General features: G+C 69.2%; 22 protein-coding genes. 12 read left to right on the forward strand and 10 right to left on the reverse strand.

Annotated features, from left to right (window positions below):
* Positions 1–75: 75 nt before the first annotated feature.
* From RC1_RS06940 to RC1_RS06950, 3 genes are all read left to right on the forward strand, one after another.
* Positions 76–1,569: an aldehyde dehydrogenase gene (locus RC1_RS06940; protein WP_012566643.1), complete on the forward strand. Its 1,494-nt coding sequence runs from the start codon at positions 76–78 to the stop codon at positions 1,567–1,569.
* A 75-nt stretch (positions 1,570–1,644) separates the two neighbouring features.
* Positions 1,645–2,280, forward strand: a complete 636-nt coding sequence (locus RC1_RS06945) for an ATP-dependent Clp protease proteolytic subunit (RefSeq protein WP_012566644.1) — start codon at positions 1,645–1,647, stop codon at positions 2,278–2,280.
* An 86-nt stretch (positions 2,281–2,366) separates the two neighbouring features.
* Complete coding sequence (locus RC1_RS06950; RefSeq protein ID WP_012566645.1) at positions 2,367–3,020, forward strand: MOSC domain-containing protein; 654 nt, start codon at positions 2,367–2,369, stop codon at positions 3,018–3,020.
* Here RC1_RS06950 and RC1_RS06955 read toward each other — a convergent pair.
* From RC1_RS06955 to RC1_RS06985, 7 genes are all read right to left on the reverse strand, one after another.
* Positions 3,007–3,417, reverse strand: coding sequence for a VOC family protein (locus RC1_RS06955; protein ID WP_012566646.1), 411 nt, complete (start codon positions 3,415–3,417; stop codon positions 3,007–3,009). The genes RC1_RS06950 and RC1_RS06955 overlap by 14 nt on opposite strands.
* A gap of 35 nt (positions 3,418–3,452) precedes the next feature.
* On the reverse strand, positions 3,453–4,463 hold the full coding sequence (locus RC1_RS06960) for an agmatine deiminase family protein (protein ID WP_041785195.1): 1,011 nt from the start codon (positions 4,461–4,463) through the stop codon (positions 3,453–3,455).
* A gap of 536 nt (positions 4,464–4,999) precedes the next feature.
* Entirely contained in the window at positions 5,000–5,830 is an 831-nt protein-coding gene (locus RC1_RS06965) for an ABC transporter permease subunit (RefSeq protein ID WP_012566648.1), read from the reverse strand.
* Between the two features lie 3 nt (positions 5,831–5,833).
* Entirely contained in the window at positions 5,834–6,829 is a 996-nt protein-coding gene (locus tag RC1_RS06970) for an ABC transporter permease subunit (protein ID WP_012566649.1), read from the reverse strand.
* 10 nt (positions 6,830–6,839) lie between these two features.
* Positions 6,840–8,006, reverse strand: a complete 1,167-nt coding sequence (locus RC1_RS06975) for an ABC transporter ATP-binding protein (protein ID WP_012566650.1) — start codon at positions 8,004–8,006, stop codon at positions 6,840–6,842.
* A 101-nt stretch (positions 8,007–8,107) separates the two neighbouring features.
* Entirely contained in the window at positions 8,108–9,205 is a 1,098-nt protein-coding gene (locus RC1_RS06980) for a polyamine ABC transporter substrate-binding protein (RefSeq protein ID WP_012566651.1), read from the reverse strand.
* Between the two features lie 299 nt (positions 9,206–9,504).
* A complete protein-coding gene (locus RC1_RS06985) occupies positions 9,505–10,887 on the reverse strand; it encodes an aspartate aminotransferase family protein (protein WP_012566652.1) in 1,383 nt (460 codons plus the stop codon).
* Positions 10,888–11,234: 347 nt separating this feature from the next.
* On the opposite strand from RC1_RS06985, the gene RC1_RS06990 reads away from it, so the two are divergent.
* Together RC1_RS06990 and RC1_RS06995 are read left to right on the forward strand one after the other, a co-directional pair.
* On the forward strand, positions 11,235–12,035 hold the full coding sequence (locus tag RC1_RS06990; RefSeq protein ID WP_012566654.1) for a crotonase/enoyl-CoA hydratase family protein: 801 nt from the start codon (positions 11,235–11,237) through the stop codon (positions 12,033–12,035).
* 52 nt (positions 12,036–12,087) lie between these two features.
* Entirely contained in the window at positions 12,088–13,863 is a 1,776-nt protein-coding gene (locus RC1_RS06995; protein WP_012566655.1) for a response regulator, read from the forward strand.
* 29 nt (positions 13,864–13,892) lie between these two features.
* Here RC1_RS06995 and RC1_RS07000 read toward each other — a convergent pair whose 3' ends face one another.
* Positions 13,893–15,236, reverse strand: a complete 1,344-nt coding sequence (locus tag RC1_RS07000; RefSeq protein ID WP_012566656.1) for a glutamine synthetase family protein — start codon at positions 15,234–15,236, stop codon at positions 13,893–13,895.
* A 254-nt stretch (positions 15,237–15,490) separates the two neighbouring features.
* Here RC1_RS07000 and RC1_RS07005 point away from each other — a divergent pair, with 254 nt between their 5' ends.
* The 3 genes from RC1_RS07005 (at position 15,491) to RC1_RS07015 (ending at position 18,778) form a co-directional block, all read left to right on the forward strand.
* Positions 15,491–16,861 carry a glutamine synthetase family protein gene (locus RC1_RS07005; RefSeq protein ID WP_012566657.1) on the forward strand — a complete coding sequence of 457 codons (1,371 nt, stop codon included), beginning with the start codon at positions 15,491–15,493 and terminating at the stop codon, positions 16,859–16,861.
* 81 nt (positions 16,862–16,942) lie between these two features.
* On the forward strand, positions 16,943–17,500 hold the full coding sequence (locus tag RC1_RS07010) for a hypothetical protein (protein ID WP_012566658.1): 558 nt from the start codon (positions 16,943–16,945) through the stop codon (positions 17,498–17,500).
* 3 nt (positions 17,501–17,503) lie between these two features.
* Positions 17,504–18,778, forward strand: a complete 1,275-nt coding sequence (locus RC1_RS07015) for an NAD(P)/FAD-dependent oxidoreductase (RefSeq protein ID WP_012566659.1) — start codon at positions 17,504–17,506, stop codon at positions 18,776–18,778.
* Between the two features lie 28 nt (positions 18,779–18,806).
* On the opposite strand, the gene aptA is transcribed toward RC1_RS07015, so the two are convergent.
* Complete coding sequence (gene aptA / locus RC1_RS07020) at positions 18,807–20,132, reverse strand: omega-aminotransferase AptA (protein ID WP_012566660.1); 1,326 nt, start codon at positions 20,130–20,132, stop codon at positions 18,807–18,809.
* Between the two features lie 103 nt (positions 20,133–20,235).
* Entirely contained in the window at positions 20,236–21,114 is an 879-nt protein-coding gene (locus RC1_RS07025) for an esterase-like activity of phytase family protein (RefSeq protein WP_184446298.1), read from the reverse strand.
* A gap of 169 nt (positions 21,115–21,283) precedes the next feature.
* Between RC1_RS07025 and RC1_RS21725 the strand changes: the two genes are divergently transcribed.
* The 4 genes from RC1_RS21725 to RC1_RS07045 all read left to right on the forward strand — a co-directional run bounded on the left by RC1_RS21725 (position 21,284) and on the right by RC1_RS07045 (position 25,010).
* Positions 21,284–21,523, forward strand: a complete 240-nt coding sequence (locus tag RC1_RS21725; RefSeq protein WP_012566662.1) for a hypothetical protein — start codon at positions 21,284–21,286, stop codon at positions 21,521–21,523.
* Between the two features lie 9 nt (positions 21,524–21,532).
* A complete protein-coding gene (locus RC1_RS07035) occupies positions 21,533–21,850 on the forward strand; it encodes a hypothetical protein (RefSeq protein ID WP_012566663.1) in 318 nt (105 codons plus the stop codon).
* Between the two features lie 151 nt (positions 21,851–22,001).
* Entirely contained in the window at positions 22,002–22,733 is a 732-nt protein-coding gene (locus RC1_RS07040) for a sensor histidine kinase (RefSeq protein WP_012566664.1), read from the forward strand.
* A 270-nt stretch (positions 22,734–23,003) separates the two neighbouring features.
* A complete protein-coding gene (locus tag RC1_RS07045) occupies positions 23,004–25,010 on the forward strand; it encodes a polysaccharide biosynthesis protein (RefSeq protein ID WP_012566665.1) in 2,007 nt (668 codons plus the stop codon).
* Positions 25,011–25,035: the final 25 nt, after the last annotated feature.

Genomic DNA, 25,035 nt, shown 5'->3' on the forward strand with positions numbered 1-25,035 from the left:
CGACAGGCCGTCGCACTCTCGCCGCAGGACGCGACACCCGTGAACGGGACGCCACGGAACCCCAGGGAGGACACGTTGGACGCCGCCACCCCCATCGACTGGCAGGACCGCGCCGCACGGCTGAGCTTCCGTACCCAGATCTTCATCGACGGCCGCTTCGTGCCCGCGGCCTCGGGCAAGACCTTCGAGTGCCTGTCCCCGCGCGACGGGCGCGTGCTGACCCGGGTCGCGGCCGGCGACACGGAGGACGTGGACCGCGCCGTCGCCAGCGCGCGCAAGGCGTTCGAGAGCGGCATCTGGCGCGACCGCCACCCGCGCGAGCGCAAGAAGGTGCTGCTGAAGCTGGCCGAACTGATCCTGGAGAACGCCGACGAGCTGGCGCTCCTGGAGACCCTGGACATGGGCAAGCCGATCCGGGACAGCCGCAGCATCGACGTGCCGCTGTCCGCGCGCTGCGCCGCCTATTACGGGGAGGCGATCGACAAGCTGTACGACCAGGTCGGCCCCAGCGGCCCGGACTCCATGTCGCTGATCCTGCGCGAGCCGCTGGGCGTGATCGCGGCGGTGGTGCCGTGGAACTTCCCCCTGATGATGGCGGTGTGGAAGCTGGCGCCGGCGCTGGCGACCGGCAATTCGGTCGTGCTCAAGCCGGCCGAGCAGTCGCCGCTGAGCGCGCTGCGGCTGGCCGAACTGGCGATCGAGGCCGAGCTGCCGCCGAGCGTGCTGAACGTCGTGCCGGGCTTCGGAGAGACGGCCGGGCGAGCGCTGGGCCTGCACATGGACGTGGACATGGTGACCTTCACCGGCTCCACCGAGGTGAGGAAGTACTTCCTCACCTACGCCGGCCAGTCGAACATGAAGCGGGTCAGCCTGGAGTGCGGCGGCAAGACCCCGCACATCGTCATGGCCGACGCCGCCGACCTGGATCTGGCCGCGCAGAACGCCGCCGGCGGCATCTTCTTCAACCAGGGCGAGGTCTGCAACGCCGGCTCCCGCCTGCTGGTGCAGGAGAGCATCAAGGACGCTTTCCTGGAGAAGGTCGTCGCTTACGCCCGCGACTGGGTGCCGGGCGACCCGCTGGACTGGAACAGCCGCACCGGCGCCATGGTGGACCAGCGCCAGCACGGCCGCGTGCTGGGCTACATCGAGAAGGGCAAGGCCGAAGGTGCCGTGCTGAGGACGGGCGGCGGAGCGGCGCGGACGGAGACGGGCGGCTTCTACATCGAGCCCACCGTGTTCGACGGCGTCTCCAGCGCCATGACCATCGCGCGGGAGGAGATCTTCGGACCCGTGCTCTCCACCCTCACCTTCAAGGACGCCGACGAGGCCATCCGCATCGCCAACGACACGATCTACGGGCTGGCCGCAGCGGTGTGGACGAAGGACCTCTCCACCGCCATGCGCGCGGCCAAGGCGATCCGGGCGGGCAGCGTCTGGATCAACTGCTTCGACGCCGGCGACATCACCACCCCCTTCGGCGGCTTCAAGCAGTCCGGCTTCGGCCGCGACAAGAGCCTGCATGCGCTGGAGAAGTACACTGACCTGAAGAGCGTCTGGATCGAGCTGTGAGGGACTGCGGGTTGAACCCGACCCCGATTCCCGCTAGGTCACTGCATGGAACACCGTAACGCCAGGGAGCGAACCGTGCTCGTCAACCCGTTCCGCCTCGACGACGAAGACCAGCCTGAAAAGCCGGAGAACGACAAGGACAAGAAGGCCGAAACCCTGCCCGGTCCGTTCCAGGCGATCCAGCAGGCCCTGTTCAAGAGCCGCACCGTCCTGATCTTCGGCGAGATCAACCAGAAGGTGGCCCAGGATACGGTCGCCCAGCTCCTGGCCTACGCCTCCATCAGCGACGATCCCATCAACATCGTCATCAACTCCCCCGGCGGGCATGTGGAGAGCGGCGACAGCATCCACGACACCATCCGCTTCATCAAACCGCGGGTGAAGATCCTGGGCACCGGCTGGGTCGCCTCGGCCGGCGCACACATCTTCCTGGGTGCCCACCGGGAGAACCGCTACTGCCTGCCCAACACGCGCTTCCTGATCCACCAGCCGATGGGCGGCGCCGGCGGCCGCGCCAGCGACATCGCCATCGAGGCGCAGGAGATCATCAAGATGCGCCGTCGGATCAACAGCATCATCGCGCGGGAGACCGGCCAGCCGCTGGAGCGGGTGGAGCAGGACACCGACCGGAACTACTGGATGAGCGCGGAGGAGGCCAAGGAGTACGGTCTCGTCACGCACATCGTCGCCACCCAGGCGGAGTTCGACTGAGCGTGACCGGGGGGCCGGACGCGCCTCCGGCCCCCGGCCGCCCCGACTGCCCTTTCGGCGTGCAGCAGGCGCCGACGCCGGGTCCCATGCTGATCCTCGGCGTCAATGTCGGCCCCGTCGTGCCGCGGCTGTCCGCCCGCGGCCGGCCCTCCCGGACCGGCATCGCCAAGGTCCCCGTCGCCGGCCCCGTCGCCGTTCACCGGCACGGGCTGGAGGGGGACGCGAGCGCCTATCGCCCGCGCGACCTGGGCGACACCGCGGTCCATGCCTTCTGCCTGGAAAGCTACGCCCGCTTCGCCGCCCTGCGCGGCGCCCCCCTGCCCGTCCCCTGCTTCGGGGAGAACCTGACCATCGAGGGCTACGGCGAGGACGAGGCCCGCATCGGCGACGTGCTGCGCGCCGGCACGGCCCTGCTGCGGGTGACCCAGCCGGTGGTGCGCTGCCGCTGGCCTGCGGTGCTGTCGGGCGAGCCGCGCCTGACCCGCTGGGCCACGCGGGAGGGCCTGACCGGCTGGTTCCTGGAGGTGCTGGAGCCCGGCCATGTCGCCGCCGGCGACCGGCTGGACCTGCTGGACCGCGGCCCCGCGGGCTGGACCGTCCGCCGCCTGAACCGGCTGATCACGGCGAAACCGCCCGACGCCACGGATGCCGCGGCGGCACTGGCCCTGCCCGGACTGGCGGAGCGCTGGAAGGCGGCGCTTCGCCGAGCCGCGGCAGCGGACCCGCTCAGGCCGGTTTGATGACCACGCTGTCGGCGGAGCGGATGGACGGCCCGTGGTACACCGCCTCGATGTTGTTGCCGTCGGGATCGAGCACGAAGGCCGCGTAATAGCCGGGATGGTAGGAGCGCTCGCCGGGGCCACCGTTGTCCCGACCGCCGGCGGCGATGGCTGCGGCATGGAAGCGCTCCACCGTCTCCCGGTCGCCGGCCTGGAAGGCCAGATGCAGGCCCTGCGTCAGCGGCCCGTCGGCCGTGCCGGAGACATAGAGTTCGTCCAGGCCGATATAACCCTCGCCCTCAAGCGTCACCGGCAGGCCCAGCGCCTCCGCCACGGCCCGGTAGAAGCGCCGCGAGGCTTCGAGGTCGCCCGCCTTGATGTGCACATGGTCGATCAGCCGACCCGTATGGAACTCCATGTCCTGCTTCCTTCGCTGTCCGGTCCGGCCGGCCGTCAGGCCGGCTGCTGCTGGGTGATGCAATGGATGCCGCCGCCGCCGCGGACGATGTCCAGCGCCGGGACCTGGACCACATCCCGGTCCGGGAACAACCGGCGGAACAGGCGGAATGCCTCCACGTCCTCCGGGTCCTCGAAGGCCGGCATCACCACCCCGCCGTTGGCCAGATAGAAGTTGATGTAGGAAAGGGTGAGGCGGATGCCGCTCTGCTCCTTGCGCGCGGGCGTGCGGATCGTCACCACCTCAAGCGTGCGGCCGGCGGCGTCCTTTGACGCCTTCAGGCGCTCGATGTTCTCCCGGAAGACGGGGTAGTTCGGATCGGCCGTGTCGTCCGTCGTCAGCGCCAGCACGACGCCGGGGCGGACGAAGCAGGCGATCTCGTCGATATGGCCGTCGGTCTCGTCCTGCTCATACCCCCGCTCCAGCCAGAGAATCTCCCGCACGCCCAGGAAGTCGCGCAGGTGCCCCTCGATCTCGGCCTTCGACAGACCGGGATTGCGGTTGGGGTTCAGCAGGCACTCCTGCGTCGTCAGCAGGGTGCCTTCCCCGTCCACATGGAAAGAGCCGCCCTCCATGACCAGCGGCGCCACGAAGCGGGGCAGGCCCAGCCGGTCCAGGATGCGGGCCGCGACCTCGGTGTCGGGCTGGAAGTCCTCGTAATTGCGGCCCCAGGCGTTGAAGCCCCAATGGACGCCGGCCTGCTGCCCGGCATCGTTCACCAGGAAGGTGGGGCCGTTGTCGCGCAGCCAGCTGTCGGAGAGGGTCAGGGGCATCACCTCCACCCCCTTGCCGCAGGACAGGCTCACCTCCGCCACCTCGCTCTCGGGGCAGAGCATGGTCACGGGCTCGAACTGCGCGATCGCCTTGGCCACCTCGGCATAGGCCAGGCGGGCGGCGGCAAGGCCGTTGGGGAAGGTCTCCGCCCGCACGGGCCAGGCCATCCAGCAGCGGGAGTGCGGCGACCATTCGGCCGGCATGCGGAAGCCCAGCGAAGCAGGAACGGGCATGGTCATGTCCTTGGCTAGAAAGGGGGCGCTGACGCCCACCGCATAACATAAAGGCACGATGCCCGGAAAACGGAACGCCCCGGCGAAGGTAATCGCCGGGGCGCTCTGGTGACAACCTGCCGGCCCGCGGAAATGGCAACCGGCTAATGGTCGTTATGGTGACTGCGAAACGAATCTGACCCGTGTCGCCTTAATCCCGGCGCTGGGCCTTCACAGCAGGCGTGTCCGCATACGGCAGCAAATTGCCAAGACGGAAGAGGGGAAGCATCAGGAAGTACCTCATGGCACCGCTCCATGGCAGTTGACGATGCCAGTAATATAATTGCCCGGCGGATTTTATGCCAGCCGGCGGCGCCCGGCCCCGTCATGCGCAAGGCGCATGACGACAGCCGAAAATGTCGCATAACACGGCGGATTGGCTTGCATCTGCTGTTCGAGCCATGCGCTGACGCGATAGCTGGGGCCTGCGGCGGATCGTCTCCCGACGCTCCGCCGCAGGCCGGAGGGCAGCCAATGTGACAGTTCTAGGAAAAAGATCAGCCCTGCTGCGCCATCTGCTCGTCGCGCCGCCGGGTCCGCTCGGCCCGGGCGTTCATCACGCCGGCGATGACGATGCCCACCGCCACGACCGCCACCACGATGGTCGCCAGCGCGTTGATCTGCGGGCTGACGCCCAGGCGCACGCTGGAGAACACCACCATCGGCAGGGTTGTCGAGCCGGGGCCGGAGACGAAGCTGGCGATCACCAGATCGTCCAGCGACAGGGTGAAGGCCAGCAGCCAGCCCGCCACGACCGAGGGCGCGATGATCGGCAGGGTGATGACGAAGAACACCTTGGCCGGACGCGCACCCAGATCCATCGCCGCCTCCTCCAGACTGGCGTCCAGGCTGACCAGACGCGACTGGATGACCACGGCCACGAAGGACATGGTGAAGGTGATGTGGGCGATGACGATGGTCGTCGTGCCACGCCCCGCGGGCCAGCCGATCAACTGCTCCAGGCTGACGAACAGCAGCAGCAGCGACAGGCCCATGATGACCTCCGGCATCACCAGGGGAGCCGAGATCATCCCGCCGAACAGGGCGCGGCCGCGGAACGGCCCGAAGCGGGCCATCAGCAGCCCCGCCATGGTGCCCAGCACCACCGCCCCGCAGGCGGTGATGAAGGCGATCCGCAGCGACAGCCACGCCGCCTCCAGAAGCTGCGCGTTCTGCATCAGCTCCCCGTACCAGCGGAAGGAGAAACCGCTCCAGACCGTGACCAGACGGTTGTCGTTGAAGGAATAGGCGATCAGCAGCAGGATCGGCCCGTAGAGGAAGATCAGGCCGACCGCCAGCGCCCCGCGCAGAAACCAGGATTTCGGCATGGCTCAGGCCCCCTCCTGCTCCTGCTGGCGCCCCTGGATGCTCTGGAACCACATGATCGGCACCACGAGGAAGACCAGCAGCGCGATCGCCACGGCAGAGGCGACCGGCCAGTCACGGCTGTTGAAGAATTCGTCCCACAGAACCTTGCCGATCATCAGCGTATCGGGCCCGCCCAGCAGAGCGGGGATCACGAACTCGCCCGTCGCCGGGATGAAGACCAGCAGCGAGCCCGCCAGGATGCCCGGTATCGACAACGGCAGGGTGATGGTGAGGAACGCCTTCCAGGGCGGGCAGCCCAGGTCGGCCGCCGCCTCCAGCAGGGTGTTGTCCAGCTTCTCCAGCGTCGCGTAGAGCGGCAGGATCATGAAGGGCAGGTAGGAATAGACGATGCCGATATAGGCCGCGGTCGGCGTGTAGAGGATCTGCAGGGGCTGGTCGATCACGCCCAGCGCCATCAGCACGGCGTTGAGGTTCGCCGTCACCAGCCCGTCGTCGCGCAGCAGCATGATCCAGGCATAGACCCGGATCAGGAAGCTGGTCCAGAACGGCAGGATCACCATCATCAGCAGGGGCGTGCGCCAGCGCGGCTCGGACTTCGCCAGGGCATAGGCCACGGGATAGCCGATCAGCAGGCAGAACAGCGTAGAGACGAAGGCGATCCAGAGCGAGTTCAGGTAGGAGATGACATAGAGATCGTCGGAGACCAGGAACCGGAAATTGTCCCAGATCAGGGTGATCGTCGTCCGCCCCTCCTCCCCCACCGTCTCGAACATGGGCGTGTAGGGCGGGATGCCGACCGTCGTCTGCGACAGGGCGATCTTGAAGACGATCAGGAACGGGACGAGGAAGAACAGCAGCAGCCAGAAGAAGGGGACGGCAGTGACCACCCCCTTCCCCGTGATGCCGACGCGCCGCAGCAGGTCGCCCACATGCACACGCCGCGGCGGCGACACCGCCGCTCCGCCGGTAGCGCCGGTATATCCGGCCATGTCCGCCATCGCCGCCCCCCTATTCGGTCAGGACGCTGCCGGCGAAGGGCCGCCAGCTCAGATACACGCGGTCGCCCCAGGTGATGGGCATCTCCGTGCGCCGGGTCAGGTTCGGAGCCGTCACCCGCACGCGCACGCCGGTGTCCAGTTCCACGTCGTAGATGGAGACATCGCCCAGATAGGCGATCTCGCGCACCACGCCGGTGGTCTGGTTCCGGCCCGGCATCATGTCGGGCGGCGGCTCCTTGGCGATGGCCACCTTCTCCGGCCGGATCGCCACCCAGCAGGCCGTCCCGGCGCCGATGGAGGCGGGGTGATTGATGTAGAGATCGCAGCCCGACTGCTCGGAGCGGACAAGGCAGTGGTCCGGCTCGTTCTCCACCACCCGGCCCTCGAACATGTTCACCGACCCGATGAAGCCGGCGACGAAGCGGGTGTGCGGATATTCGTAGATTTCGGTCGGCGTGCCGACCTGGGCGATGTAGCCCCGGTTCATCACGGCGATGCGGGTGGACATGGTCATCGCCTCCTCCTGGTCGTGGGTGACGACCACGAAGGTGATGCCGACCTTCTCCTGGATGTTCACCAGCTCGAACTGGGTCTGCTCGCGCAGCTTCTTGTCGAGCGCGCCCAGCGGTTCGTCCAGCAGCAGCAGCTTGGGACGCTTCACCAGGGCGCGGGCCAGGGCGACGCGCTGACGCTGGCCGCCGGAAAGCTGGTGCGGCTTGCGCTTGGCGAACGGCCCGAGCTGAACGAGGTTCAACGCCTCCTCCACGCGCTCGCGGATCTCCGCCTTCGGCAGGCGGTCCTGATGCAGACCGAAGGCGATGTTGCCCTCCACCGTCATGTGGGGGAACAGGGCGTAGGACTGGAACATCATGTTCACGGGGCGCTCATAGGGCGGCACCCCGGTCATGTCCACGCCGTCGATGAAGATCTTGCCCTCGGTCGGCGTCTCGAAGCCGGCGAGCATGCGCAGCAGCGTCGTCTTGCCCGACCCCGATCCCCCCAGCAGCGAGAAGAACTCGCCGCGGTAGATCGACAGGGAGACATCGTCCACGGCGACGAAATCGCCGAACTTCTTGGTCACCTTCTCGACGCGGACATAGGGCTTGGCCTTGGGATCGCGCCAAGGTTCCTGCTGCAACTGAGTCTGCGTCCGGCTCTGCGCCTGCACTATCGCCATCGGGTGTGCCCTTCCCGCTGCCCGACCGGGGTTACGCCAAACGGAAACGCCCCGGCAGAGCTTTGCCAGGGCGCTCCCTCAACCTGTCTGCCGCTGAACCGTCAGCGGCCGGTCTTGATCCGTGTCCAGGTCCGGGTGCGCTCGCGGTCCGCCCGCGCCCCCACCTGCTTTGCCGTGAACATCTTCGCCATCAGGTCCGCCGGCGGGAACACCTTGGGGTTCTTCGCCACGGATTCGTCCATCAACGGCCATGAAGCCGGAACGGCGTTGGCATAGGCGACGAAATCGCTGATGCCGGCCATGACCTTCGGCTGCAAAGCGAAGTTGATCCAGGTGTGCGCCGCCTCAAGGTTGGGGGCGTTCGCCGGAATCGCCATCATGTCGAACCAGACCTGCGCGCCTTCCTTGGGGATCACGTAGTCGATCTCGACGCCGGCCTTGGCTTCCTCGGCACGGGCCGCGGACTGGAAGATGTCGCCGGAGTAGCCGAACGCGACACAGGCATCACCCGATGCCAACGGGTCGATGACCGACGGCACGAACGCCTTGATGTGCGGGCGGATGGCCAGCATCGTCTCCTCGACCTTCTTGAGGTCGGCGGACTTGTCCGAGTTCGGGTCGAGGCCGAGATAGTGGAACACGGTCGGCAGCACGTCGGTGGCGCTGTCCAGCACGACGATTCCGCACTTCGCCAGCTTCGCCGCGTTCTCCGGCTTGAAGATCATGTCCCAGCTGTCGGTGCTGACGTCGGGCGCCACTTCCTTGATCTTCTTGGTGTCGAAGCCGATCCCGATGGTGCCCCACTGGTAGATGACGCCGTACTCGTTGCCGGGGTCGGTGCGCTGGACCAGCGCCATCAGCGCAGGGTCCAGGTTCTTGAGATTGGGGATCTTGGACTTGTCCAGCTTCTGGACCGCGCCGGCCTGGATCAGCTTGGACAGGGTGGGCTCGGCCGTGGGCACGATCACGTCGTAGCCGGAATTGCCCGTCAGCAGCTTGGCTTCCAGCGTCTCCAGATCGGTGAAGACGTCGTACTTCGGCGCGATGCCGGTTTCCTTCTGGAAGTCCTCCAGCGTCGTCTCGCCGATGTAGTCGGCCCAGTTGTAGATGTTGACCGTCTTGTTCTGGGCCACGGCCGTCCCGGCCAGGAGCAGCGCCGCGGCGGCGCCCATGGTGCCAAGAATCCTGTTCAGCTTCATCGAAGACCCCCTGTGGGATGGGAGAAGGCCGACGCTACGCGGTCTTTGTGGCGCGCCGATGTCCGGGTCCGGTCCGGAGTGTATCGCATTGCACCCATTGACCTCTCCGATGTCAACGAAAGACGGGGCTACGGGGTCGGGTGGAACGGGACGGTGCCCCACCCCGCCTTCCTCCGCCCGGAACCGGGTGCCTCGGCAGGACCCGAGGGGGGCCGTGGACGACGGCCGGAGCCGGAAAACAGGCCCGGACCGCCCGTCTGTTCCGAATCACCCGGCGGAACCGGCCCCCGCCCCCGCCTTCAGAGCGCGCCGAGGTCGCGGGCAGTCTGGTCCAGCGAGAGCCGGGCGCGCGCCACCATCTCGTCCGCCTCCGCATGGCTGAGCGTCAGCGGCGGCGCGAACACCAGACTGTCGCGGATGCCGCGCATGATGACGTTGTTGCGGAAGCAGTGGTCGCGCGCCATCAGCCCGACCTTGCCGTCGCCGGGCCAACGCTCGCGGGTGCGCCGGTCCTTGACGATCTCGATGGCGCCGATCAGCCCCTCGCTGCGGATTTCCCCGACCAGAGGGTGCCCCTCCAGCGCCTCCTCGAAGCGGCGGCGCAGATAGGGGCCGATGTCGGTCCGCACCCGCTCGACGAGGGTCTCCCGTTCGATCAGGTCGATGTTCGCCAGCGCCACGGCACAGGGCACCGGATGACCCGAATAGGTGAAGCCGTGGTAGAACTCCCCGCCCTCCTCGATCAGCGTCTCCGCCACGCGGTCACCGACCATGACGGCGGAGAGCGGCAGATAGCCCGAGGTGATGCCCTTCGCCAGGGTCATGAAGTCGGGCTCGATGCCGTAGCGCTGGCTGCCGAACCAGTGGCCCAGCCGACCGAAGCCGCAGATCACCTCGTCGGCGATCAACAGGATGTCATGCTCGCGGCAGATGCGGTTGATCTCCGGCCAGTAGCTGTCGGGCGGGATGATGACGCCGCCCGCCCCCTGGATCGGCTCGCCAATGAAGGCGGCCACGTTCTCCGGCCCCAGTTCCAGGATCTTCTCCTCCACCGCCCGCGCCGCCAGCCGGCCGAACGCCTCCGGATCCAGCCCGCGGGCGAGGTCGAAGGCATAGGGCGGCATGACGTGGTGGAAGCCCGGCAGCGGCAGGTCGCCCTGGCCGTGCATCACTCCGATCCCGCCCAGCGAGGTCGAAGCCATGGTGGTGCCGTGATAGCCATGCGTGCGGCTGATGAAGGCCTTCTTGCCGGGGCGGCCCTTCAGGTTCCAGTAGTGCCGGACCATGCGGACGATGGTGTCGTTCGCCTCCGACCCCGAATTGGCGAAGAAGGCGCGGGAGAGGCCCGGCGGCGCCAGCTCAGCCAGCTTGCCGGCGAGCCGCGCCACCGGCTCCGTCGTCGTCTTGAAGAAGCCGTGATAGAAGCTGAGGTCCAGGAGCTGGCGGTGTGCAGCTTCGGCCAGTTCGGCGCGGCCGTAGCCGACATTGACGCACCAGAGCCCGGCCATGCCGTCGAGGATGCGCTGGCCGTCGGCATCGGTGAGCCACACCCCCTCGCCCCGGACGATCAGGCGCGCGCCGCCCTCGGCGGCCAGCGCCTTGGTGTCGGTGAAGGGATGCAGGTGGTGGCGGCCGTCGAGGGCCTTCAGGGCATCGGGCCCGAGCGGGCTGTGGGTGTCCATGGCAGTCGTCCATCGCTGGGAAAGGCGGAAGGCGGCATCGCGGGGGTGCTGGCGGCCGGGCGCGCCGGCGGGTTGAACCCGATCCGGGCGCAGAGCCGCAGCAGCTCTTCCTTGCGGGTGCGGGCCAGATAGCGCACCGGACCTCCCCCTCTTCCGCTTGCCGGCCTGGGGCCGACGGACGTCATCCCCGTTCTACGTCAGGAGCGCGGAGGCTTCCACCCCCGCGCGCTCCCCCGGCGTTCCGGGGCGACCGCAGGGCGGCCGGTCCCGGGCAAAGGCGGCCGCTCCGGTTCTCCAACGCCCGCGACGGTCCTATGCTCCGGACGGAGCAGAGACGGGGATCTGTCATGGACGAGTCGGTCAGGGTGGAACGGTGCGGGCCGGTGATGACGGTCATCCTCGACCGCCCCGCCGTGCGGAACGCCGTGGACGGCGCCACGGCCCAGGCGCTGGCGGCGGCCTTCCTGGCGTTCGAGAGGGACGAGGCGGCTGCCGTCGCCGTCCTCTGGGGCGCGGGAGGCAGCTTCTGCGCCGGGGCCGACCTGAAGGCGTTCGCGGCCGGAGGCAGCAACCCGCTGGTCGCCCCGCGCGCCGGCGAGGGCAACGATCCGCTGCGCACCGACGCTCCCATGGGGCCGACCCGCATGCGCCTGTCCAAGCCGGTCATCGCCGCGGTGGAGGGACACGCCGTCGCCGGGGGGCTGGAACTGGCCTGCTGGTGCGACCTGCGGGTGGCGGCCGAGGATGCGGTGTTCGGCGTGTTCTGCCGGCGCTGGGGCGTGCCGCTGATCGACGGCGGCACGGTCCGCCTGCCCCGTCTGATCGGGCACGGACGGGCCATGGACATGATCCTCACCGGCCGGCCGGTGGCAGCATCCGAAGCGCTGGCAATGGGGCTGGCCGACCGCGTCGTGCCCGCGGGCGCCGCGCGGGCCGAGGCGGAAGCCCTGGCCCGGCACATCGCCTCCTTCCCGCAGGCCTGCCTCCGGTCGGACCGGATGAGCGCCTGCGAACAGTGGGATCTGCCCCATGACCGGGCCATCGCCAACGAGTTCGCCCACGGCTTCGCCACGCTCGGGACGGGCGAGGCCGCCCACGGGGCGGCCCGCTTCGCCGCCGGCTCCGGAAGGGGTGGATGCCTGGAATGACTTCAACGAACCGGGCGAGTATAACGACGCTACGCAAGACGCCCGAGCAATCATGTCCCCTGCGCCGATCGTCACCGCCTCGGTCCAGCTCGACCAGCTCCGGCTCTATGCCGAGACGCACAGGTCCGACGCCTATCTGGAAAGCGTGATCGTCGGTCTGGTCGCGGTCGCCATGGCGAGCTGGGTGCCGTGGGAGCGGCCGGCCCTGTGGACCGCCCTCTACGTGCCGATGCTGGCCGTGACGCAGCTCCGGCTGCGGAGCTTCCTGTCCAGCCGCTGCCGGACCGAGGCGATCACCACGAGCTTCCGCGAGATCGCCGCCCTGCGCGCGGTCCTGACGCTGCTGTGGGCGTCGATCCCCTTCTGGAGCTGGGTTCCGGGCGACCTGCTGAACAATGGCATCATCATGCTGCTGCTGGCGGGATCCATGGGCGCCACCTCGGCCATGAGCACGGCGGACGGGCGGCTCTACCTGATCGACACGCTGCCGGTGGCAGCGGCGTTCGTGGCGGCACCGCTGCTGGACCCGAACGGGTTCGGGCTGACACTTCCGGCCCTCTGTGTCGCTTTTGTCTCGTACCTGTTCTTTCCGGCCATAGCGACATACCGGAACATGACGAAGCTGATCCGGCTCCGGCATGAGAAGGACGCGCTGATCGCCGAGCTGGCGGCCGCCCGCGACGCCGCCCAGGCGGCAAATGCGGCAAAGACGGAGTTCCTGGCCAACATGAGCCACGAGCTGCGCACGCCGTTGAACGGCATGCTGGGCGTGGTGCAGCTCATGCGCGCACGGACCCTGCCGCAGCGCGACCTGCATCTGGTCGACGTGCTGCACGATGCCGGCCGCGGCCTGCTGGCGATCGTCAACGATCTGCTGGACCTGTCCAACATCGAGGGGGGACGGTTCCGCATCCGGCGCCGCCCCTTCTGCCCCCGTGTCCTGGCGGAGACGGTGGCCGACATGCTGCTGCCCAGCGGGACGGCGAAGGGCGTCAGCATCACCTGCGATGTGGCCCCCGATCTGCCGCAACGGCTTGTCGGCGATGAGGCCCGGTTGCGCCAGGTCCTGCTCAACCTCATGGGCAACGCGCTCAAGTTCACCGACCGGGGGCATGTCGCGCTCACGATAGGGTTCGAACCGGGTCCTGACCCCGGCCAGGGGACACTGCTGCTGCGTGTGGAGGACAGTGGCATCGGCATCACCCCGGAACGGCTGGCCCAGATCGAGGGCGGCACGGTGCGGCCGGATCCGCGGCGCGGCGGTGCCGGCCTGGGGCTTGCCATCACCCGGGGCGTCCTGTCCGCCATGGAGGGACACCTGGAGATCGACAGCACGCCCGGCCGCGGCACCTGCATCCGCGTCCAGGTGCCGGCGACGGTGGCGCACGGGACGGCGCCCGTCCCGCCACCTCCGTCGCCGGGTTCCGCATGTGCACTGCGGGTCCTGATCGTCGAAGACGTGGAGGTGAACAGGCTGATCCTGGAGCAGATGCTGGAACGACTGGGGCACCGCACCCTCTGCACCGACAGCGGTGAGGCGGCGCTGGAGATCGTCCGGCGCGAGCCGGTGGACCTGATCCTGATGGACATCCGGCTCCAGGGTATGGACGGAGCCGAGACGACGCGGCGGCTGCGTGCCCTTCCCGACAACCGTCTGGCCTCCCTGCCCGTCGTGGCTGTCACCGCCAACGTCTTCCCGGAGGACGAGGCGGCCTACCGGCAGGCCGGCATGTCCGCCGTCATCGCCAAGCCGATCCAGTTCGACCGCCTGCGCGACCTGATGGACGTCATGGCCGCGCGGCGGCTGGAGACGGCGGATCGGCCCTGACCCGCCCCGGCCGCCGCCCGGCCCTGTCGTCAGACGTTCAGCAGCAGGTTCTCGCGCTCCCAGGAGCTGATGACCCGCTGATACGCCTCGTACTCCGCCTGCTTGACGTAGCTGACGGCGGCCACGAAGCGGTCGCCCAGCGTCTCCTTCAGCGGCTTGCAGGCGTTGAACTTCGCCAGCGCGTCGGTCTGGTGCCGCGGCAGGGTGAAGGCCAGCCGGTGGGCCGAGCCCTTGACCGGATCGGTCGGCTCCAGCGCCTGGACCATGCCGATGTAGCCGCAGGCGAGGCTGGCGGCGATGGCGAGGTAGGGGTTGGCGTCGGCGCCGGCGACACGGTTCTCCACCCGACGGGCTTCCGGCGGGCTGACCGGGACGCGGAAGCCGGTGGTGCGGTTGTCCCGCCCCCAGTGGACGTTGATCGGCGCGTCGGAGCCCTGGACCAGACGCCGGTAGCTGTTCACGTTCGGCGCCAGCATCGGCATGGCATAGGGCAGGTACTTCTGAAGCCCGGCGATGTGGCTCATGAACAGATCGGTGTCGCCACCGTCCGCCGCCCCGAACAGGTTCTGCCCCGTGACCTTGTCCACCACCGACTGGTGGACATGCATGGCGCTGCCCGGCTCGTTCTGCATCGGCTTCGCCATGAAGGTGGCGTAGACGTTGTGCCGGATCGCCGCCTCGCGCACGGTGCGCTTGAACAGCAGCACCTGGTCGGCGAGGTCGAGCGGGTCGCCATGGTTGAAGTTGATCTCGATCTGCGCCGCCCCGGCCTCGTGGGACATGGTATCGACGTCGATCTCCTGCTTCTCGCAGAAATCGTAGACGTCCTCGAAGATCGGGTCGAACTCGTTGACGGCGTCGATGCCATAGGCCTGACGGCCGCTCTCCTGCCGGCCGGAACGGCCGATCGGAGGCACCAGCGGGTAGTCGGGGTCCTTGTTGATGGCGACCAGGAAGAACTCCAGTTCCGGCGCCACGATCGGCTTCCAGCCGCGGGCATCGTAAAGATCCAGCACCCGCTTGAGCACGTAGCGGGGGGAGATGTCGACCGGCGACCCGTCGGCATAGAGGCAGTCGCACACCACCTGGGCCGTCGGTTCCTGATACCAGGGCACCATGCGGATGGTGCTGGCATCGGGGATCATGTAGACGTCGAAATTCTCCGGGCTGGTGACGTCCTCGTCATCGGGGTACTCGCCCGTGACGGTCTGGATGAAGATGCTCTCCGGCAGCCGCAGGCCCCGGTCGCGCAGGATGCGCAGGAATTTCTCGGCCGGCAGGATCTTGCCACGGGCGATGCCGGACATGTCGGGGACCAGGCACTCCACCTCGGTGATCTGCCGGGACCGGATGAATTCTTCCAATGGATTCATGAAACCGCCGCAGGATGCCGCTGCGTCCCGCAGCCCTCCGCGCTGTTGCGTCCACCCCAGTATAGGCAAAGTCCCCGGGGGTGCGGCAAGGGGCCGCCGCAGCCGCGCCACGAAGGTCCGACTCGGCCGCACCCACGGCGGTTCCGCCGGGAACGGATTTCCGCTCCGGCCGTCCTTGACTCGCGGGGGCGGCGGGGCCGAGCATGCGCGCCCGCAGCATGCTGCGCCCTTCCCCATCGTGCCCGACGGCCCCCATGTCCAGCTACCGCATTGCCAGCGAAATCCAGGAATTCCGCAGCCGATACCCCGACGTTCAGGCGGTGGACGTGCTGCTTCCGGACCTCTGCGGCGTGTTCCGGGGCAAACGGGTGCCGATCGACGAGCTGGGCAAGGTCTGGACCGACGGCGTCGCCATTCCCGGCTGCACCTTCGCCGTGGACATCACGGGCGAAACGATCGAGGAAACGGGCATGAGCCAGGCGCTGGGCGTGCCCGACCGCATCTGCCTGCCGGTCGCCGGCACGCTGGCCCCGGTGCCCTGGGCGGCACGGCCGCTGGGACAGGTGCTGACCTCCATGCGCGGACCGCAGGGCGAACCGTTCCCCTATGCCCCCCGCTCGCTGGTCGAGACGCTGGTGGGCACGCTTGCCGCGCGGGGACTGACGCCCGTCATCGCGGTCGAGCTGGAGTTCTACCTGATCGCCGGCGGCCGTGGCGCCTTCGAGCCGCCGCGCCCGCCCGTCTCGCCCAAGAACGGGCTGCCGCAGGACCGCACCCAGGTCTACGGGCTGGCCGAGCTTGAGGATTTCGAGGCGGTGCTGGACGACATCACCGCCGCCTGCCGCGATCAGGCGATCCCCGCCGGCACCGCCATCGCGGAATACGGCCCCGGCCAGTATGAGATCACCCTGTCGCACCGGCCCGACGCGCTGCGCGCGGCGGATGACGCCGTGCTGTTCAAGCGGGCGGTGAAGGGCGTGGCCCAGCGCCACGGCTTCGACGCCACCTTCATGGCGAAGCCCTACCGCGACCAGGCGTCCAGCGGCATGCATGTCCATATGAGCGTGCTGGACCGCGACGGCCGCAACATCTTCGCCGCCGAGGACCCGGCCGGCAGCGAGCAGCTCCGCTGGGCGATCGGCGGGCTGGCGCAGACCCTGCCGGCGGCCATGGCGCTGGCCGCCCCCGGCGCCAATTCCTGGCGGCGGCTGCAACCGGGCAGCTACGCGCCGACCGTCGCCGCCTGGGGCGTGAACAACCGCACCGCCGCCCTGCGCATCCCGGCCGGTCCGCCGCCGTCGCGCCGGGTCGAGTACCGCATCGCCGGGGCCGACGCGAACCCCTATCTGGTGGTCGCGGGCCTGCTGGCCGGCCTCCTGCACGGGCTGGACGGTCGCATCGACCCCGGCCCCCCGGCGGAGGGCAACGCCTATGGCGCCGATGCCCCGCGGCTGCCGACCGGCTGGGACGCGGCCCTGGACCTGCTGGACGGGTCCGCTGTCCTGCGCCGCGGGCTGGGCGACGCCTTCGTTGACACCTATGTGATCACCAAGCGGGCGGAGCAGCGCAAGTTCGCGGCCGAGGTGACGCCCCTGGAATACGGCTGGTATCTCCGCAACGCCTGATCCCTGTCTCCCCCTTCGGACGCGGAAATGCGGCCGTCGGGACGGTTGCCCGGCGCCACCGCTCTGGGGCATGGTGCGGGCATGTTGGACTTCTTCAGCGATCCCGCCACCGTCTATGTCGTGCTGGGTCTGGCCGCCGTCTATCTGGTGGCCCGGCTGGTCATCGGCGTCCGTTTCCGCTTCGGGCGCGGCAAGCGCGCCAGGCTGCCGGATGCCGATGCCACGGCACTGCTGGCGGACACCCGCGCCCTGGCCCTGTCGCTCGAAGCGGCGGCCGTCTCGGCCCGCACCCTGGGCGACGAGGCCGCGACGCAGCCCGACGCCCCGCTCGACCTCGCGCGGCTGGATTTCGACATGCCGGTCCGCTACCGCGGCGACGTCCGGCGGCTGGAGAAACTGCCAGCACCGTTCGGTCCGCTGGCGGCGCTGGCGGCGCGCAAGGCGCAGACCCTGCGTCACCGCCTGCACGATCCCAACTGGGAGCCGGCGCAGCGCCGCGACGGGCTGGACGGGCCGGCGATCAGCGGGAAACTGGCCCATGATTTCGAGGTCGCGGCCGCCCAGGCGCGGCGGGTCGAACGTCTGCTGCGGGAGGCCGTACCGTCGCCGACCCGGCGGCTGAAGGTGGTGAAGCACTAGCCCATGCCGAAATCCTATCCGCGCTCCTGGTACGCCGACACGGCCGACATCCCGACCCGCCGTCCGCCCCTGACCGGCGATGTCCGTTGCGACGTCTGCATCGTCGGCGCCGGGTACACCGGGCTGGTCACGGCCATCGAGCTGGCGCAGCGCGGCTACGACGTGGTCGTTCTGGAGGCGGAGCGGATCGGCTGGGGGGCTTCGGGGCGCAACGGCGGCCAGATCGTCACCGGCTTCAACAAGAGCATCGGCACCATCGCCGGCTGGGTCGGGCGGGAGGACGCGGTCCGCCTCTGGCATCTGAGCGAGGAGGCGAAGACCATCCTGGCCGATCTCGTGGACCGGTTCGGGATCGAGTGCGACCTGCACTGGGGCTATCTGCTGGCGGCGCTGAAGAAGCGGCAGATGGACGAGCTTGAGGCATGGCGGGAGGAGCTGGCCGGGCTCGGCTACGACCGCACCCGCCTGCTGGACCAGGAGCAGACCCGGGCCGAGATCGCCACCAACGCCTATGTCGGCAGCGTGCTGGACGAGGGCAGCGGCCACCTGCATCCGCTGCGCTATGTGCTGGGACTGGCGCGCGCGGCGGAGAGTCTGGGCGTGCGCATCTTCGAGGGCAGCCGCGTCCTGCACCTGGAGACCGGCGCCGTGCCGCGGGCGGAGACGAAGACCGGCCGCGTGCTGCCGCGCTTCCTGGTGCTGGCGGGCAACGCCTATCTCGGCCGGCTGGTGCCGGAAATCGCCGGACGGATCATGCCGGTGGCGACCTACATCATCGGCACCGAGCCGCTGGGCGAGGAGCGCGCCCGCGCGCTGATCCCGTCCGGCCACGCCGTCGCGGACACCAACTTCGTGCTGAACTACTACCGGCGCTCCCCCGACCACCGCTTCCTGTTCGGCGGCGGCGTCAGCTATTCGGGGCTGGACCGGCCCGACCTGAAGCAGGCGCTGCGGCGGACGATGCTGCGCTTCTTCCCGCAGCTTGAGGATGCGCGCATCGACTACTGCTGGGGCGGGCATGTGGCGATCACCATGGACCGCACGCCCCATGTCGGACGCATCGGCCCGGCGACCTATTACGCCCAGGGCTTCAGCGGCCATGGCGTGGCGATGACGGCGATCTGCGGCCGTCTGATGGCCGAGGCGATCGCCGGACAGGCGGAGCGGTTCGACGTCTTCGCCCGTATCCCGCACGCCCCCTTCCCCGGCGGCGGCAGTCTGCGCAAGCCGGCCCTGGTGCTGGCCATGATGTGGTACCGGATGCGGGACCTGCTGTAGGCCCCGCCCTCCGGCCCCGTCCCGGCGGTCAGGTCACCAGTTCCAGCACGTCGCGCAGCGTATCGACGATCCGCCCGATCTCCGCCTCCGAAACGATCAGCGGCGGCGACAGCGCGATGATGTCGCCGGTCACCCGGATCAGCACGCCCGCCTCGTAGCAGCGCACGAACGCCTCATAGGCCCGCGCGCCGGGCGCGTTCGGGCGCGGTTCCAACTCGATGCCGGCGACGAGGCCGAGGTTGCGCACGTCGATGACATGGCGGCGTCCGCGCAGGGCATGCACCGCCTCCTCCAGCACGGGCTCCAGATCCGCCGCCCGCTGGAACAGCCCCTCCTCCCGGTAGAGCGCCAGCGTCGCCTCCGCCGCGGCGCAGGCCAGCGGGTGGGCGGAATAGGTGTAGCCGTGGAACAGCTCGATCTGCCCCGGCGGCCCCTGCATGAAGGCGTCATGCACGGCCCCGCTGACCAGCACGGCGCCCATCGGCACGGCCCCGTTGGTCAGCCCCTTCGCCACCGTCATGAGGTCGGGGACGACGCCCAGGCGATCGGCGGCGAAGGGGGCGCCCAGCCGCCCGAATCCGGTGATGACCTCGTCGAAGATCAGCAGGATGCCGTGCCGGTCGCAGGTCGCGCGCAACCGCTCCAGATATCCCCGCGGCGGCACCAGCACGCCGGTCGAGCCGGCCATCGGTTCCACGATGACGGCCGCGATGGTGCTGGGGTCGTGCAGCGTCACGATCCGATCCAGCGCGTCGGCCAGATCCGCCCCCCACTCCGGCTGGCCGCGGGAGAAGCCCTGTCGGGTACGGTCGTAGGTGTGCGGCAGGTGGTCCACCCCGGCCAGCAGCGGCCCGAAGGTCCGGCGGTTGGTGGCGATGCCGCCGACCGAGATGCCGCCGAAGCCGACGCCGTGATAGCCGCGCTCGCGCCCGATCAGGCGGGTGCGCTGCCCCTCGCCGCGGACCCGGTGGTAGGCGAGCGCGATCTTCAGGGCCGTATCCACCGATTCGGACCCCGAGCCGGTGAAGAAGACATGGTCGAGCCCGACCGGCGCCAGGGCCGCCAGCGCCGATGCGGCCCGGAAGGCGCCCGGATGGCCCATCTGGAAACTGGGAGCATAGTCCAGTTCCCCCGCCGCGCGGCGGATGGCCTCCACGATCGGCGCACGGTTATGCCCGGCATTGACGCACCAGAGCCCGGCGGTGCCGTCCAGCACCTGCCGCCCGTCATGGCTGCTGTAATACATGCCGTCGGCCGAGACGAGGAGGCGGGGTGCCGCCTTGAACTGCCGGTTGGCGGTGAAGGGCATCCAGTAGGCGCCCAGATCGTTCGGTGCCGGCACGCTGCCGTCCATGATGCGCTCCCCCGCGCGTTCGCCAAGCTGGGGAAAGGCTAGCATGCCCGCCGGCCGGGGCGGCAAGCGCGGCCCCATCCCCGGCGGACAGATGCGGCATGCGTCAGCGGCGGTCCTCCTCCAGGTCGAAGACCAGCAGCAGCGTGCGCTGCGAGGCGCTGAAATTGTCGTCGGAGATCAGGTAGACACGGGTCGGGCCGCCGGGCGGCCGCCGCACGTCGATGCCTTCGTAATTGTCCACCGTCAGCGGCCGTTCCAGCCGGGCGACCGTCTCCCCCGCCACCTCGCCGCCGGCGAGCAGCCGCTCCCGCGGGACCCGGGCGATCCGCGCGCCGACACCGGCGGGCCAGCTGTAGCGCCGTTCCAGCACCAGCAGGTCACCGTCCGGCAGTACCGCCGCCCCGACCGGCCGGTAGGGCGGCTGCGCCAGATAGGTGAAGGACTGCCAGCCGCCCTCACCGCCCAGCCAGCCGGGGTGCCGCTCCTCCTCCGCCTCACCCTCCGCGATCAGGACCAGGGTGCCGTCGGCCAGGGCCGCCATCGCCTCGATCCCGCTGTTCCCGCCCAGCCCGGACAGCCCGTCGGGGCCGGTCATGGCCGTCGGCGTGCCCGCCGCGAGAACCTCCGGATAGCGCATCAGCCGGTGCTCGCGCTCGAAGGAGACGACCCAGCCGCCGCCGGGCAGATGCGCCATCTCCTCGGAGTCGGAGCGCCGGCCCGTCAGGGCGGTGCCGTCGCTGTCGCGCAACGGCGTGACGACGAGACCGCTAGTGCCGGTCAGGCGCCCCTCTGCGTCATGTATCAGGCTGCCGGTGACGATGCGGCCACGGTCGGAGAGCGCGGTGAAGCCGGTCCCCTCCGGCGTCACCCGGATGCTGGAGAGACCGCCGAAGGCCGGGTCGTCATGGTGCAGTTCAAGCCCGCCGCGGAAGCGCAGGGGCCCCACCCGGTCGGCATGACCGGCTTCCTCCGACAAAGGCACGGGCCGGATCGACCCGTCCGCGGCCAGACCCGCCCCGCATCCGGCCAGGACCGCCGCGATGACAAAGAACGCCGGGACATGGAAGTACCGATCTCCATGCTTCCGCAGGCGGACGCCGAAGGGGTATCCTGCGGCCGCCCGGCTCAGGGCGGAACGCAGGGACTGCACCATGGCTGAGAACGACGGACGCCTGCGCGAGATCGCGGCGAGACTCGAACGTATCGAGACCAGATTGAACCGCATGGACGGAACCGCTCCTGCCCCGGAACCTGATCCCGGCCCGTCGGCCTCGCTGGACAATCTGATCGGGGCCGGCACGCGGGTGCTCGACTGGGCCATGGCGAATCCCATCCTCGGTGCGCTGGCCGGCATCGCCCTGCTGGTGCTTCTGTCCCACATCCTCGGCTGAGGCGGGGCGATGGCGGCGTTCTACGATTTCGAGACGACCCTCACCTTGAAGTCCCATGGCGAGATGGACAAGGCCGAGGATTGGATACGCGGCAACATCAAGGGCCTGTGGGCCGTCGAGTTCCTGGGGCTGGAGGAACGGGTGGACAGTGCCACCCGCGCCCGCAGCCAGGTTCTTCATGTCCGTTTCAAGTTCGGCCGACGGGAGGATTTCGACCGTTTCCGCCATGAGTATGTTCAGGGCAGACCTCCGGCTGCCGCGGCCCGCAAGACCGCAGTCCAGTCACCCCAGAAGCGAAAGGGTCTTCTGGGATGGCTGCTCAAGTGAAACGCCCGCTGGGCGGAGCCCGTGATTTTTCCCGGCTATCGCCCGCGGGCTAGGTCATAAGACTTATTTTCGGGCAGAGCCGGGCGGGCTTACAACATCCCCGGTCGGATGCGCCGGGCATCCGTGTTTCGTGGGGTTTGCTCAGGTGGGGATGACCGCTGATCCGGGTGGTCCCGCGGACAGGCGGGCCGGTAGCCACAGCGGTGACCGGATCGCGGACAGCCCGGCAGGAACGCCACAGACGGACTGGGCCGGGCGATGCCGCCTGCTCGAATCCGCCCTCGCGGACAAGGAAGCGACGCTGCGGGAGATGCAGCATCGCGCCAAGAACAGCCTCCAGCTCGTCATCAGCCTGCTCCGCCTGCAACACCACCGGATCAGCGACCCGACCGCCCGCGCGGCCTACGACCAGACGATGCACCGGGTGGAGGTGCTGGCCATCCTCTACCGGCAGGTCCATGAGACGCGGTCGGAGACGCAGGTGGACCTGCCCCGCTATCTGCGGGAGGTCTGCGAAACCGCTGTCCTGAATGCTGCCGATACCCTGCGGCCGGCGCAGGTGCAGGTGCAGGTGGACGCCCAGGCCCTGACCACCTCCCTCTATTCGGCCATGCCCCTGGGTCTGATCGTGAACGAACTGGTCAGCCAGGGCCTGACCCATGCCTATCCCACGGACGGCTGGCTGAAGGTCAGCCTGGAGTCGCTGACCGACGGCACCGCCCGGCTGACCGTTTCGGACAACGGCCGCGCCCTGCCCACGGGCTTCGACACCGAGGCGGACGCCGCTGCCATGCTGGTGGAAGCGCTGGCTACCCAGCTCGGTGCCGACCTGGACATCCGGCACGGAACGGGCACAACCGTCAGTCTGACCCTGAAGCTCTGACCCTCCCCGGCGGCGGTCTGCCCGCGGATGCCACAGGCCCGCGCGGAACCCAGGGCTCGCCGGCACCGTTGCGGCCTCGGAACACTGCCCGGATGGCGCTGCTTTCCACAGCCTTTCGGGGAAAGTTCGCGCCTCTCTCGCGTCTGCACAATTCCATGGCGCAGGCCAGTGAACCGGTGTATGTCAGTCGGTGAGGGGCAAGCAAAGCGATAAGAAGCGGCGTCGATGGGCCTGGGAAGGCGATCGGCGACGACTGCGAAGGGCAGCCTGATGAACAAGCTGACGGCGTTCGCGCGTATCCCCCTGACGGACCGCCGAACCCTGGCCTACGCCCACGACATCCTGATGGCGGCCGGGTCTTTCGTTCTGTCCCTCTATCTCCGTGTGGGCAGCGACTTCATGGCATTCCTGCCGGAGTTGTGGCCGGGTCTTCTGATCTTTACCTTCATCGCGGCGGTCAGCTACCGCGTCTTCGGGATGAATTCCGGCGTCTGGCGCTATGCCAGCCTGCGCGATCTGCTCGCCATCATGCGGGCGGTGACGGCCACGATTCTGATCTTCCTGATGCTCCTGTTCCTGGTCACGCGCCTGGAGCTGCTGCCGCGGTCCATGCCGGTGATCAACTGGTTCGTGCTGGTGGTGATGCTGGGCGGGCCGCGGCTGGTCTACCGCATCCTCAAGGACCGGCGGATCGCCAGCATCCTGGAGATGAACGCCCGCGACCGCATTCCCGTGCTGCTGGTCGGTGCCGGAGACGAGGCGGAGCTGTTCATCCGCGCCATGCAGAACGACCGCGAGGCCGCCTACCGCGTCGTCGGCATCCTGGACGACAAGGGCGGCCGGATCGGCCGCGAAATCCATGGCGTCAAGGTGCTGGGGCGGCTCGGCGACCTGCCGCAGGTGATCGCCGACCTGACCGAGGGGGGGGACCGGCCGCGGCGGCTGATCCTGACCCGTCCGCAACAGCGCCTGACCGGCGTGGATCTGGGCGAGATCGTCGAGCGCTGCGAGGCGCTGAATCTGATGCTGGCCCGCCTGCCGGACCTGACGGAATTCAAGGACGCGAAGAGCGATCCCGGTCTGACCGTCCGTCCCATCCAGATCGAGGATCTGCTGGGCCGCCCGCAGGTGGCCCTGGACAAGGGCGCCATGGGCGACCTGATCACCGGCCGCGTCGTGCTGGTCACCGGAGCCGGCGGCACGATCGGCTCGGAGCTGACGCGCCAGATCGCCGGCCTGCGGCCGAAGCGTCTGGTCATGGTCGATCACGGGGAATTCAATCTCTACTCCATCGACCTGGAGATGCGGGAATCCTTCCCCGACCTCTGCGTCCGCGCCGTGCTGGCCGACGTGCGCGACCGCGCGCGCATTACCCAGATCTTCCGGGAAGAGGCGCCGGAACTGGTTTTCCACGCCGCCGCCCTGAAGCACGTCCCGATGGTGGAGCTGAACCCGGTCGAAGGCGTGCTGACCAACGTGATGGGCACGCGCAACGTGGCCGATGCGGCCACGGCCTTCGGCTGCCTCGCCATGGTGTTGATCTCCACCGACAAGGCGGTCAGCCCCACCAACGTGATGGGGGCCACGAAGCGGGTCGCGGAAAGCTACTGCCAGGCGCTGGATCTCCAGGGCAACGGGGGACAGGGCAACGGCGGGCGGTCGCATTCAACCCGCTTCATGACGGTGCGCTTCGGCAACGTGCTGGGCTCGACCGGCTCGGTGGTGCCCCTGTTCACCCGCCAGCTCCGCGCCGGCGGACCGCTGACGGTGACGCATCCCGACGTCTGCCGCTTCTTCATGACCGTGCGGGAGGCCGTGGAACTGGTGCTCCAGGCGTCTGCCTTCGGTATCCGCCACCGCGAAAGCCGCGGCCGAATCTTCGTGCTCGACATGGGGCAGCCGGTGCGGATCGTGGATCTGGCACGGCAGATGATCCGGCTGGCGGGACTGCGCCCGGACAAGGACATCCGCATCGTCTTCACCGGCCTGCGTCCCGGCGAGAAGCTGTACGAAGAGATGTTTGACGCCGCCGAGCCCCCGGTCCGCACCGATGCGGAGGGTGTGCTGGTCGCCTCGCCGCGGGCGGTGGATTTCGGAATCCTCAACCGTTCGCTGGACGAGTTGGACGCCGCCGCCCACGGCTGCGACGTGCCGCGGCTGCTGGCCCTGTTGCAGCATATCGTCCCCGGCTTCGTCCGCCAGACGCATCCCGCTCTTCTTCCCCAGGCGGAAGCAGCAGATGGTGCCGGCCGGGTGATCCCCCGGCAGCTTCACTGACGGACATTCCGGCAGGAATCCTTCG

The organism is Rhodospirillum centenum SW (assembly GCF_000016185.1).
In the GTDB taxonomy this organism is placed as follows: Bacteria; Pseudomonadota; Alphaproteobacteria; order Azospirillales; family Azospirillaceae; genus Rhodocista; species Rhodocista centena.